Origin of the sequence: Aquimarina amphilecti, from assembly GCF_900109375.1 — a bacterium.
GTDB lineage: Bacteria > Bacteroidota > Bacteroidia > Flavobacteriales > Flavobacteriaceae > Aquimarina > Aquimarina amphilecti.
This window is the reverse complement of record NZ_FOAB01000006.1, coordinates 26996-40617: the sequence shown is the minus strand read 5'-3', so window position 1 is coordinate 40617 and position 13622 is coordinate 26996. Positions and strand designations below refer to the sequence as shown.

Genomic DNA, 13622 nt, shown 5'->3' with positions numbered 1-13622 from the left:
GGGATTAGCGTAATTTTGGGCCCGATTTTAAAAACGCCCTCAATGAAAAACTTAATCAAACTTAGCATAGCTATGGCTATGCTGATATGCTCTGGACTTATCCAAGCCCAAGAGAAAACAATAACTGGAACTGTTACAGATCCATCTGGAATCCCACTTCCAGGAACAAATATTCTGGTAAAGAATACCAATAACGGAGTTCAAACTGATTTTGATGGAAATTATGCTATAGAAGCCAATACCGGTGATATACTTATATTTTCCTATGTAGGTTTCGAAACTCAAGAAGTTACGGTTACGGGATCAGTAATCAACCTTATACTAAAAGACAATGTAGAGGGGTTAGACCAAGTGGTACTAATCGGATATGGTAGTTCCTCTAAAAAGGAAATTACAACAAGTGTCTCTAGTATTAGAGCCGGCGAAATTGCAGATATAAATACTCCAAGTGTTCAATCCTTAATGACTAGTAAAGTTACTGGAGTTCAAATAACTCAACTTTCTGGAAGAGTAGAATCTGGAATTAAAGTTAGAATCAGAGGTATCTCTACCGTTGGTGCATCTCAAGAGCCTTTGTATGTTTTGGATGGCGTACCCCTTATTAATGATGATGAATCTATAAATAATTCTCCGATTAACCCATTAATTGGACTTAACCCTAATGACATAGATTCGATCGATTTCCTAAAAGATGCATCTGCAGCTGCTATATATGGTGCTAGAGGGACGAATGGTGTTATTATTATTACCACAAAAAAAGGCAAAACAGAAAAAACCAAAGTTACCTTAAACACCGCATCAGGATGGAGTTTTGCTACGAATAAAAGAGAATATTTAGATGCAGAACAATATGTAGATTTCTATACTGAAGCTGCTCTTAACAGTGGACTTTCTTTAGGCGAAATTGAAAATCAATTTGATCAATTATCTTTAGGTCGAGATTGGAGAAACAATGAAGTCGATACAGATTGGCAAGATCTTGCTTTAGTAGAAGGTATTACTCAAGATATAGATCTATCAGCTTCTGGCGGAAGCGAGAAAATTACATATTTTGTTTCTACCTCTTACAATAAAACAGAGGGTATTATATTAGGAAACGAATTAGATCGATATACCCTAAGAGGTAAAGTAGATGCTGATATAACTGAGAAATCTAAAGTTGGAGTAAACATAAACATCTCTAAAGTTACCATTGATAGATTATCTAATGATAACGCCTTCATATCTCCACTACAATCTATAGGACAGTCTCCACTGACACCTGCATTACTAGAAGACGGAACAGCTAATGTAGATGGTAACTCTACTTTGTTTCAAAATTTTTTAGGACAAGAACAAACGGGAAGGTTTGTAACAGATATATGGAGAACAACTGCTAATATATACGGTGATTTTTATATCAATGATTACTTAAGACTTAAATCTGAAATTGGTTATGACTCTAATAATCAGAATGCAGAAAGATTCTCTGGAAGTTTAACTGAGTTTGCTTCTGCAGGAGGAGTTGGAACCGTTAGTAATGCAATTACAGAAAGGTATATATTAACAAATTACCTAACCTATAAACGTACCCTAGGTGATACAGTAGATTTTTCTGCAACATTAGGTGGAAGTTTTGAAGAAACTAATCGTAAAAGTCAATTTACTATAGGACAAGGATTTCCTTCAGATGACCTACAAACTTTAGACAATGCGGTATTAATTACAAATGGAGGATCCAACAAAACTAAATACAACTTCTTATCTTATTTCGCTAGATCTCGTTTTTCTATTGCCGAAAAATATCTTTTTAATCTAAGTATTCGTCGAGATGGTTCTTCTAGGTTTGGTCAGGATTCTCAATTTGGATGGTTCCCTGCCGCTTCTGCCGCTTGGATAGTTAGCAACGAAAGATTTTTAAATAACTCTTATTTTTTAAGCAATTTAAAATTAAGGGGAAGTTGGGGTATTACTGGAAATGCAGAAATTGGAGATTTTGCAAGTAAAGACCTTTATGGAGTTACTACTTATAATGAAAGATTAGGTGTATCACCAATCCAATTGGGAGATAATGAATTACGTTGGGAAAAGACTACTCAATATGACTTAGGAGCAAATTTCGGGTTATTTAATAATACAATTACTGGAGAGTTTGATTATTACAACAAAACTACCAATGATCTATTATTCAATCAACCATTACCAGGTACTTCTGGTTTTACTTCTATTGTTAGAAACATTGGAGAAATAGTTAATAAAGGGTTCGAAGTAAGTGTTAATGCACGAATTATTTCTAAGCCTTCATTAACCTGGAACGTAAGCACATTATTCACTAAGAATAAAAATGAGGTTACGGACTTGCCAAGTGGTGATATCATAGATGGTGTAAATATTATAAGAAAAGGTGAAACTATTTCATCTTTTTATCTATATGAATATGCAGGTGTTGATCCATCTAATGGAGATGCTTTATTCTACACTAACACAATAAACACAGACGGTTCACTAGATAAAACAACTACAAACAACGTATCTAAAGCAAGTAAAATAGTAACTGGGAATCCATTTCCTGAATATCAAATTGGATTTACAAACACTCTAAAAGTAAATGATTTCGATTTTCAATTCACTTTTCAGGGAGAATTTGGAGCTTCTATTTTTGATCAAGCCGGTAAGTTCACTTCTGGAAATGGTAAATTCTTTGATAACCAAACCATTGACCAATTAGATAGATGGCAAAATCCTGGCGATATTACTGATGTTCCTCAAGCGAGGCTAAATCAGGAGAACGGACAGGCTGACTCTACACGATATCTGGACGAAGCAGATTTTATTAGACTTAGAAATATTACTTTAGGATATACAATTAATCCAATCTTTTCTAAAAGGTTTTTCTTAGAAAAAGTAAGATTCTATTTCAGTGGTATCAATTTACTTACAATTACTGATTATGATGGATACGATCCAGAATCTACAGCTGACTTTAACGGAAATTCAGGGGTAAGAACTGGTACTTCCTTCTACTCAGCTCCACCAGCAAAAACATATACACTAGGAATAAATATTGAATTTTAAAATTTGATACCAAAACCTAAAAGTCAAAAAATATGAAAACATATATAAAAATTATACTATTCTTTACTCTTACGATAATAAACGTAAGTTGTGAAAACAGACTAGACATAGATCCAGATCAATCATTAACAACTGATGATGCGTTCGATACCCCAGAAAAAGTAGCCAACATTCTTATTGGAGCATATGCGCAAGCGGGACAAGCTGCAAGTTATGGTGGTCAATTATATACAATTGCCGAACTGTTAGCAAATGATCAAGAATTAAAATGGAATGGTACATTTTCTGATCCTGGGGAGTTTAACACCAAAGTGATAAACACTAATAATACGTTCGTTGCCAATCTATGGCTAAATGGATATGATATTAGCAATCAAGCTAACATTGTTCTCGACAATCTCGATGTTTTTGAAAATCTTGATAGTAAAAATTCTGTAGAAGGTCAAGCTAAGTTTTTAAGAGCAGTAACCTATTTTGATTTATTACGTTTTTTCTCTAAACATAATAACAACAGAATAAATGACGGCGAACTGGGTGTACCAATTATAAGAACACCAGTAATCCAATATGAGGATATTACTTATCCATCCAGAAATACAATTGGAGAGGTATACGATTTTATTATCAATGACCTAGAAGATGCAATTGTATTACTACCAGAAACCAATGGCGTTTTTGCATCTGTAAATGTTGCTAAATCTTTATTAGCTAGAATACACTTACAAATTGGAAATTATGAAGAAGCTAGAGATCTATCTAATGAAGTAATACAATCGGGACAATTTGCTTTAACAGAAGCTCTTGATGATGCTTACAACAATGATGACAACTCTACAGAAGATATCTTTGCTTGGCAAGTGACAGATTCTGATGGAGCTAATAGTATGAATACATTTTGGGCTACTGATAGGTTTGGAGGGAGACCAGGAAATCCAGATATTTCGATTGAAAATGCGTTTTTTGGAATATTTGATGACTTCAATGACTTAAGAGCAGGTTACTTTTATGTAGATTCAGAAACAGGATCAGGAATAGCATCTTATAAATGGATATTTGGAAATTCAAACATTCCATTTATTAGATTACCAGAAATGCACTTAATACGTGCTGAGTCTAACTTTGTACTAGGCACAATGGTTGGAGCAAATCCTACAAGCGATATAAATACAGTACGTACCAGATCCAATGCACTTGCATTGACAGATGTAACTTATGTAGATATCATCTTAGAAAGATTACGTGAGTTATCTTTTGAAGGACACAAACTACACGATTTTAAAAGATTAGAAGTTTCTGTAGGACCATTACCTTTTGATGACAATAGATTAGTGCTACCAATACCGCAAAGAGAAAGAAATGTAAATCCTAACTTGGAGCAAAACGACGGATATTAAACATAGTAAATTATTTGATTAGCCATAAAAAAAGGATAGTGTGAATACAATTGCACTGTCCTTTTTTAGTATAGTATTATATAAACTTAACTTAGCCTTAAGAATCATTTGAAACTCTAGCTAATACTTTTGTAAAAAAGAAAAAGAGAAAGAATATGTTCTATTGGCCAAGAGACAAATCTAATCTTGAAAAACTACAAAAACGATATTGTAGGTTAATGAAAACCGCATATAATTTAGCGATTAAGAATAAAGAAAAGAGTGATCTTATACACGATGAAGCAAATAAAATCTTAATCGAAATTAAAAAACTAAAGCATCAATCCTAGTATAAAATCTTATCGTATTATACGGTAAGTCGATGTAAAAAAGATAGTGATTCTTCGTTAAAAACCTCTGGCTGCTCCACGTTTACAACATGTCCAGAGTTCTTAACCACAAAGAGATTAGAAAACTCATGTAAAGACACTATTTTTTCTATAGATGGTAAAAACAGATAATCTTCTTCTCCCATTACATAAAGTGTAGGTATTTTTATATCCTTATCTCTAAAAAAACGTAGTAAAGGATTTATTTCAGAAGTCAGCCGAAACCAACGAATAAACTCTTTTTGATATAACTTTTTAGCTTCGTTTGCAAATAATAATCTCGATTGCTTATGATTCTTTTTAGGCATTATAATAAATGCAAAAAACTTATACAAAAACATATATGGAATTACAGATTTAAACACAACTCCTAACTTCATAAGGACCTGAGATCTAAAGTTTAATTTCATTATTGCACCTCCCATAATCATACTATCCACCCGATCTGGATATTTCTCAGCAAGATTTCTGATTAAAATGGTACCTAGCGAGATTCCTATAAAATGAGATGATCCTATCTGTTCATGGTCTATAACTTCAAGAATATCATCTGTTATAAAATCAAAAGTGTATTTAAAATTAAAAGCATCCTTAATTGCCGGTTTAGATTTACCATGACCTCTTAAGTCTAATAATAGCACATTATAATACTTTCTAAACTCTCTAACTTGCTTAAACCATATCGAAGAACTCCCACCTGCTCCATGAACAAAGGTTACCCAATTGGTATTATCTGGATGACGATATATGGAATAATTAAGCATATAGTGATTGAATGTGTAAATATAGCTACTTCTTATACAGCATAAGAAGGATTAACAGTATTTAATGTATTGTTCAATGTACAAGTTTTAATGAAGTGATCTAAAATAAGAAAAGGCTTTGGCAAGTCGGGATCCATACCAAGAAAAATATTCTCCATCTACTAAAACTATCTTGGTTCCAGATATTACTTTGTCCATTTCTTTCTGATGCTCCTCAGAAAAAGGAAAAGGTTCTGATGATAATAAGATTAGATCTAGATTAGATAATTTCATTAAACCTTCATCTAAAATGGTTGGATAACGTTCTTGATCACCAAACACATTTACAAAATTATTTATTTCTAATAAATGATGAATAAATGTTCCTTTTCCAGCCACCATCCAAGGTTTTCGCCAAATAAAATAAGCCACCGTCTTTTTTGGCTTATCCTTTGTAAATTCAGAAAAACCTTTAAATTCTATTTTGATTTTATCTATGAGATTTTTTGCATTATCCCTTCTGTTAAAAATCTCACCATATTGGCTTATTAATTCTAATGACTCTTCTATAGTAGCTATATCCGAAACGTGTACTGGATAATACTCTTGTAATGTTTCGACAATCTCTTTGGTATTTTCTTCTTTATTACATAAAACAATATCCGGTTTTAATTCTTTGATTCTATGTAAATGAATGTTTTTAGTTCCACCAACGATAGTTTTTTCCTTTCGGATAGTGTTAGGATGTACACAAAATTTGGTAACTCCAACGATAACATCAGACAAACCTAAATCAACCAAAAGCTCTGTTTGAGATGGCACCAATGATACAACTCTAACAGGAGTAGAATCTAACTCAATTTTTCTATCTAATTGATCTTTATAAATCATACTTTCATCAAGAATATATCAAAAATTAAAATTCTAACAAAAAAGTCGCAACTAATTAATAATTAAGGTTTTAAAATTAGGAATTCTTACATAAAACACTTACTTTCTTAGAAAGAATATTAATTTAAAAATTTTGGGGCTATGAATTCAATATTACTTAACATTACCATTTATGTTTGTTTAGCATTTTTCGTAACTTTTATCACATATGGACTAGTTGGATATGCAAAACAAGTATTTAAAGCCAATAGACGTTAGTTTTTACTTAAAAACTATAAAAAAGGAGATTAAACATGAAGTTTAATCTCCTTTTTTATTTTTTAGCATCTAATATTTCTGCCATTTGTAATTGAAGCTCTTTGGCTTTTTCACCAGCAACCATATCAAAATCTAATCCATCAGAAGCATATATAATCCCTCTTGATGAATTAATCAATAGACCAATCTGATCATTGATACCATATTTACATACATCTTGTAGATTTCCACCTTGTGCACCAACACCAGGAACTAATAAAAAACTATCTGGAATAATACTTCTTATATCCGCCAGGTATTCTGCTTTTGTAGCTCCTACCACATACATCAAATTATCTGCGTTTTTCCAATCTTTAGAAGTATCTAATACTTGCTTATACAATTCTGTCCCATCAACCATTTTAGTCTGAAAATCGAAAGCTCCCTGATTAGAAGTCAATGCAAGCATAATTGTATGCTTGTCTTCAAAAGCCAAAAAAGGTTCTATAGAATCCTTACCCATATAAGGAGCTACAGTTACAGAATCAAACTCTAAATCTTCAAAAAAAGCTTTGGCGTACATAGAACTTGTATTACCAATATCACCTCTTTTAGCATCCGCTATTGTAAACACCTCAGGATGATTCGTGTTTAAATATTGGATAGTTTTTTCTAAAGACTTCCAACCTTTTAAGCCATAGGCCTCATAAAACGCTATGTTCGGCTTATATGCAACTGCTAAATGATGTGTAGCATCAATGATTTTTTTATTGAATTCGAAAATAGGATCTTCTGTCTCTAGTATATGTTTTGGTACTTTGTTTAGATCCACATCTAGACCTACACATAGAAAGGATTTCTTTTTCCAAATTTGATCAACAAGTTGCTTAGTCGTCATTCTTCGTATAATTTGCGTTATATAAACTATTCTTTTCCATCAACATAATCCTGTAAGTAACTATACCGATCAGTAAGCTTACCAGATTGGGTCATTCTCGCTCTTTTTAATACTCCATCAATATCATTATTAAAAAAAGCAGGTATTACGTGCTCCATAAACATCGTTCCAAAACCTTCACTCGCATCTTTTGGTAACTCGCAAGGTAAATTATCCACTGCCATTACCACAATAGCTTCTGGATCTTTAAAATCTACTTCTTCTTCCTTATGAGGATGATATCCATAAATTGGATCTGCTATGGTAGATGATCTTATCGTTGTAGCAACAGGCCCATCGATATCACAAGAAATATCGGCAACAACCCTAATTTTAAAATCTTCGGATTTTGCATCCTCTCTAGTATAAATATAAGGTGCGCCATCACCAAAAAAATGACCTGCCATATACACATCACTTACTTTGGCAAATCTCATAAAGTCGCTATCATACTCCTCTGGATTATCATAAAAATCCTTTTTATCTAATAGCTGACCGTCTTTTCGTTTGTTATAATCTAATACATCAATCTGGGTGTATACAGCTTCATCAAATTCCGTATTTAGGTATTCATCTACAGAAACTTCTTTGATTCGCATTGCGTCTAAAATCTCTTTAGCTCCACTCCCAACTTTACCATTTCCGGTAAGAACAATTTTGATATTTGGTAGGTTAATTTTGGACAACTCAGCTTCTAGAGCTTTTTGATCTGGTAAAGTTTCTGCTTTAGGAAGCGTAAAACTTTCGTTTTTTAGTCCAAATGCTCTAAAACCACTATAAGCGCCTACAATACCTGCATATCTTCCAAAACCTATCAGTCTCCACCCTTTTTGATTTACGATAACCTCATGATCATATAATTCTATGTTCTTATCTAAAATCGCTTTTAGCAATTTTCTATTATAAGGTTGCTTTTTTATAGTATGTGAAAAGAAAAAGTATTTTTTATTCGGAATTAATGCTTCAATCGGAACTTCTTTTACACCTAATAATACCTCGCAATCAGATATGTCATTGGTTATTTCTACACCTACATTTCTATACGCAGTATCATTAAAAATTCTAATATCAGAGCTTTCAACCTTAACAGATGCTTCAGGAAATCTAGACATAACGTCATTAAGACCCTTTGGAGAGAATACTACCCGACGATCTGGCGGATTTTTACGCTCTTTAATTATTCCGAATGTAGTCATATAATTTTGGTATATATTTTGTTTGTTTAAAAGCGCGGCTAAGATATGACAAATATGATTATCTTTGCCAACCATTTTAGTATTCTAACTAAGGTAATTTATGTCAAATTAACTTTAAATGACTACTAATTAAATGAATATCGGGGTCGACTGGTTTTGACAGCGAGATTAATAGAGTGGTAAGCACGTCGAGCGCTGGGATATAGCTCGTAAATATCATATTTCACCTTTTTTAAACGGCGAGAATAACTACGCCCTAGCTGCATAATCCGAATTATAGTAGGATAATGCCTCGGCTCACTAGGTGAGCAAGCAGGATACTCTTCAAAAGCCTTGGTTTATGGCGTTTGGTTTTGAGTATCGTAAAAGTAAACCTAGAAACTATAGGATCTTGATATAGTTTTGAAATCAATTGAGAATAAGGGGTGCGTTGGCGGTTTTTGGCCGGCAATCCCACGAAAATCTAAACAAAGACTAAGCGTGTAGAAAGCTATTGTATTACTTGTTTGGACGAGGGTTCGAATCCCTCCGACTCCACTACAATCCTGCCATTAGGCAGGATTTTCTGTTTTCGGGGGATTCGGCCAGCGCGGCAAGCCCGCCTCTTCGCTAAAATCATCCACAGGATAATTTCTTAAAGCTCGATCGTCTCCGACTCCACTTTACTTAAATTCTTTTCACGATCCATTGCATAAGAATGTAGGAGTATCTGCAATCATTCCAAATTTATCAGCACATGATTTACAAAATAGAGCTATTAGTTATTGTTAATAATTTTATTTTTTTCCATTTAACTCATTTTTCTATAATCCTTTCAAACATCTTAATTTATACTTTCTTTTACTCTGTAGTAAACTGCTGGAAAACATTGTAATCAAAAGGTTCTTTGATGGTTTTCAAGTATATAGAATTCTCATTCCTAAAAACAATAAATAAAAGGTTTTACCGTATACATACATCATAGATATACTTTTATATTTGTACTTTTTTATACATAGGCATATATGAGTTTTACTGCAAAACTGCTCTTTGATGATAAAGAGATAAACATTCTTGATTTTTCTTATACTTTTAGTCAAGAGAGTGATTATAATGGAAACCCGTCTTCTAAACCTCAATTTTTAGGTTTATCACTAATTATAGAAGCTACAAAAGATGCTGATTTACTAGAATGGATGACGGATCCTTTTATGTCTAAGCAACTAAAAATCCGTTTAGAACCAAGAGCCTTAAATGGTAAAGGAAGAACCCTCAATTTTATTGATTCTTGTTGTGTAAATTATGTAGAGCAATTTACTAGTGATAGTGAGAATCCAATGACCATTAATCTAAATATTACCTCAGCAGGAATGAAAGAAGGTACTGCGGAGTTCTCAGAGTATTGGAGGGTTACATATCCTAATACTGCTCCAGTAGCTGATAGTGAAACATCTGACAATGAACCTAGAATTGTAGAATATTACATTACAGATACTAACAATAAGAGAATTGAGGAAACGATAGTAGGTGAAAACATTCTATTAAATATTGATTCCAGAAACTTAATCGGTGAGAAATTGACGATTAACCTGGATAACCAAACGGTAGATTTTAAATATAATGGAGATATATTAGTTAACGATACTTTAACTGACTATGAAATAGGCAGTAACCTTGAAAAAATAGAGTTAGAAGTAATTAAGCAGCAAAACTAATGGGTACAAATACTTTTAAATTACAAGTCGCAGGGATTACTAAAACCGCAAGTGTTGAAGTTGTAGAGGATATTTTATTCTCGGTTCAATTCGAACGCAAAAGAGATTATAAAGGTGAGTTTGGTTTTGATTGGATGCGAGATAATTATCAAACAGTATCGCAAAATTATGAGGAACTAAAAAAAGAATATAAAGATGCTCAAATTAATGGTTCAGAATATTTTGTTCCTTATTTGAGTATGCTCCCAAATCAAGATAATGTTATCCTAAACTTTAAACTAGATGTTTTAGAAGGAAAAGCGCATAAAGACGATATTATTAAACTCCCTGCTAAAGATGGTATAAAATTTAAACCAAATAAAATATCTCTTAAGGATTTGCAAAAAGAACAAGAAGCTATTAATAAAGAAAAAGCAAAAGGTTATGACGGAGATGTTTCAAAAGTTACTAGAGTTGAGGTAAAAGTTATTTGTGAAAATCCATTAAGTCAAGATACAAGTATTGAGCTATTGGATAAGAATGATAATCCTGTAGGTGAAATCATTGTTGTAAAAAATGATGAGGTTAACACAGTAAAGATTAAATTTATAAAAGTTATGAGCAATGAACCTGGTAACACTTACAATAAAAGAACATTTGGTCAAATGCCGAATGGATGGGTTAAGAGTACGATTCAGAAGTTCAATACTAAATATTTCAATCAATCATTAATAAAGGCTGAAAATGGTGGATTAGAAGAAATGATTATCGATGTAGAATCTTATGAAAATAAAGGAGTACTTGAGACATTGGTAATAAATGGAGTTAAAGGTATCCCTAGATATAACAATGGTTTTGATAGAGAGTTATACAAAGAATATGTGCAAAATAATGGAGAATACGGAGGTGTCATATTCTTTTTAAGTGCATTTCAGCAAAAGGATGGAAGAGAAGGACACGCAAAATTATACCCAACTGAATTAAATTATATTTTAATGACTCCCGGCTCTGTAGGAAGTGAAAATGTTAACTCATTTGCTCACGAATTAGGACATACATTAGGATTGGATCATACTTGGGCTACTAAAGAAGAAAATACAAAGCGATTGGAGACGATTGAGAAAACATTGTTAAAGCAAAAAACCTATCTTGAGAAATATAAAACTTATCCAGATAGCACGCCTGTTAAAGGAAGTACTAAAACATTAAAAGATGTGAGGGAAAGAAAAAACAATTATATCAAAGAGCTAGAAAGCGAAAAAGCTTCAAGATTAACGTTTATTCCTAAACACCCATTTAATAAAGCTACAACAGAAAATGTAATGGATTATAATGGTTATGATGTCCCAGGGGGAGAAACTATTCATAATCCTAATTCAGAGGGAATTAGTTTTTGGAAATGGCAATGGGATATTATGACTAATGAAGTAAAACAGTATCATGGAGGATAGATTTATAAAAAATATTGTCTTAGTAGTTTTTGTTTTAAATAACCTACTGGTCTTTTCTCAGAACTTTAAAGGTTATGAGTATACGGAACTAGCGGGTTATGAATATGAGGAGTTTACTAAGAATGGAAATACCAATAAGATGGATGGTAATTTTAGTATTACCACCAGAAGTAAAAAAGGAGACATCATTACAATTGAAATAAAACGCTTTGATAAGGGTGAAAAAACAGGAGAATGGATCACTTATCGTAATTTATTTGGAGGGCTAAAATTAAGTTTTGTAGCGAATTACAAGGATAATGTTTTGGAAGGTTACTATTTTGAATCCGACAACCATACTTTTTCAAAAAAAGGGTTTTATAAGAAAGGTAAAAAACATGGCTATTGGGAACATAGTGAAAATGACACACACGAAAATATCAACTATAAAAATGGGTTGAAATGTGGTTCTTATTCTAGTGAAGATAATATGTCAGGTATTCAGGTTAAAGGACAATATAAAAAGGATAAAAAAGACGGTACTTGGATCATAAAGGACACTACTATTGAAGAAGTAACTAAAGAAGTCTATAAAAATGGAAAACTAATCTCATCAGAGGACTAAAGATGAGGTATACAAGATCAATATCCGGTTATATGGTTGTAAATATTACATCATTAACCGAAACGTTATGAAAAATATTATTTATTAAAGAGAAAGCCGCTGCTTTACTTTATATCAACACCATCTTGTCCTTTATAGAATCTTTTTACAGCAGTATGATTTCCTACATAAATTCTAATCACATACGTCCCTTCTAACAAACCAGAAATATCAACTTCTCTATCTACATGAAGTTTTTTCTGGATTCTAATAAAACCAGAATCATCTATCACTTTGATTAACATAGGCTCTCTTACATCGGATATAATAGTGATGGACTGCTGGGCAGTCGTAGATTCGAGTTTAAAAGAAAATGTCTTATCATTAATAGTATCTAATCTATTGCTTAATACATAATCATCACTGGCATTACCAGAGATACAAGCAATTAAAAACAGTAGTGTAAGTAGTTTATTTCTCATATCTTATTTTCTTTTTAAGATACAGATTTTCAACAATTTAAACCGTTAACTATTTTATAAAAAATCTAAAAATCTGGTTTTTTAGAAAAGTTTATGTTTTGTTTAAAATATTTCGAATGACACAACGAATAATACTCTAAGGATTAAAGGTTAGTTGTAAGAAACATCGACAACAAAATAGAACTATTTTACACTATAAAGTTTGATTATAGATGTTTCCATGAATAAAATACAAGTAAAAAACAATAAAAACGATACATTCATTTATTTTTTAGTAAAGACAGACTGCTACAGCAGGTAAGTTAAAACTTACAAATCTAAGCTGCAATGATAAAAAATTTCCTTAACTAAAACCCACAGAATTACTAGGGTATTCGCTTTTGGAGATTGAATTAACACACTATCATTACATTAATTAGGTATGTTACACCAACTCTTGTCTTTAGCTAAAAAACATATCATTATATCGAAAAGAAAGCTATCTCTCCTAAATCAAGTAAAATATCAATTAACTTTATAAGGCTAACACAAACCCTCAAACTAATGAAAATAACGAACTACTTCGTAACTCACCTACACTATACTTACTTATTAGAAGATCATCAACCAAAGT

The 13622-nt window shown here is 32.2% G+C and carries 11 protein-coding genes and 1 other RNA gene; 7 read left to right on the top strand and 5 right to left on the bottom strand.

Going from position 1 to position 13622, the window contains the following annotated elements; genetic code table 11:
- The first annotated feature begins 42 nt into the window (after window positions 1-42).
- The 3 genes from BMY33_RS15960 to BMY33_RS23295 all read left to right on the top strand — a co-directional run bounded on the left by BMY33_RS15960 (window position 43) and on the right by BMY33_RS23295 (window position 4777).
- Window positions 43-3054 carry a SusC/RagA family TonB-linked outer membrane protein gene (locus BMY33_RS15960; RefSeq protein WP_091410425.1) on the top strand — a complete coding sequence of 1004 codons (3012 nt, stop codon included), beginning with the start codon at window positions 43-45 and terminating at the stop codon, window positions 3052-3054.
- Between the two features lie 32 nt (window positions 3055-3086).
- Window positions 3087-4448, top strand: a complete 1362-nt coding sequence (locus BMY33_RS15955) for a RagB/SusD family nutrient uptake outer membrane protein (RefSeq protein ID WP_091410422.1) — start codon at window positions 3087-3089, stop codon at window positions 4446-4448.
- A 155-nt stretch (window positions 4449-4603) separates the two neighbouring features.
- Entirely contained in the window at window positions 4604-4777 is a 174-nt protein-coding gene (locus BMY33_RS23295; RefSeq protein ID WP_139195681.1) for a Lacal_2735 family protein, read from the top strand.
- Window positions 4778-4794: 17 nt separating this feature from the next.
- Here the strand turns inward: BMY33_RS23295 and BMY33_RS15950 are convergent, their stop codons facing one another.
- The 4 genes from BMY33_RS15950 to BMY33_RS15935 form a co-directional block, all read right to left on the bottom strand.
- Window positions 4795-5580, bottom strand: coding sequence for an alpha/beta fold hydrolase (locus BMY33_RS15950; protein ID WP_091410420.1), 786 nt, complete (start codon window positions 5578-5580; stop codon window positions 4795-4797).
- An 87-nt stretch (window positions 5581-5667) separates the two neighbouring features.
- Window positions 5668-6450 (bottom strand): ABC transporter substrate-binding protein, encoded by a 783-nt coding sequence (locus BMY33_RS15945; RefSeq protein WP_091410418.1) that lies wholly within the window; start codon window positions 6448-6450, stop codon window positions 5668-5670.
- A gap of 313 nt (window positions 6451-6763) precedes the next feature.
- Window positions 6764-7585, bottom strand: coding sequence for an orotidine-5'-phosphate decarboxylase (pyrF, locus tag BMY33_RS15940; protein WP_091410415.1), 822 nt, complete (start codon window positions 7583-7585; stop codon window positions 6764-6766).
- A gap of 26 nt (window positions 7586-7611) precedes the next feature.
- On the bottom strand, window positions 7612-8820 hold the full coding sequence (locus BMY33_RS15935; protein WP_091410413.1) for an NAD(P)-dependent oxidoreductase: 1209 nt from the start codon (window positions 8818-8820) through the stop codon (window positions 7612-7614).
- A gap of 142 nt (window positions 8821-8962) precedes the next feature.
- On the opposite strand from BMY33_RS15935, the gene ssrA reads away from it, so the two are divergent.
- The 4 genes from ssrA (at window position 8963) to BMY33_RS15915 (ending at window position 12548) form a co-directional block, all read left to right on the top strand.
- Window positions 8963-9360: a transfer-messenger RNA gene (gene ssrA, locus BMY33_RS15930) on the top strand.
- A gap of 464 nt (window positions 9361-9824) precedes the next feature.
- On the top strand, window positions 9825-10514 hold the full coding sequence (gene tssD / locus BMY33_RS15925) for a type VI secretion system tube protein TssD (RefSeq protein ID WP_051336347.1): 690 nt from the start codon (window positions 9825-9827) through the stop codon (window positions 10512-10514).
- Entirely contained in the window at window positions 10514-11944 is a 1431-nt protein-coding gene (locus BMY33_RS15920; protein ID WP_091410412.1) for a reprolysin-like metallopeptidase, read from the top strand. The genes tssD and BMY33_RS15920 overlap by 1 nt, the downstream gene beginning before the upstream one ends.
- Entirely contained in the window at window positions 11934-12548 is a 615-nt protein-coding gene (locus BMY33_RS15915) for a hypothetical protein (RefSeq protein ID WP_091410409.1), read from the top strand. Before BMY33_RS15920 ends, BMY33_RS15915 begins: the two co-directional genes overlap by 11 nt.
- 104 nt (window positions 12549-12652) lie before the next feature.
- Here the strand turns inward: BMY33_RS15915 and BMY33_RS15910 are convergent, their stop codons facing one another.
- Window positions 12653-13009 (bottom strand): T9SS type A sorting domain-containing protein, encoded by a 357-nt coding sequence (locus BMY33_RS15910; protein ID WP_091410408.1) that lies wholly within the window; start codon window positions 13007-13009, stop codon window positions 12653-12655.
- Between the last annotated feature and the right edge of the window lie 613 nt (window positions 13010-13622).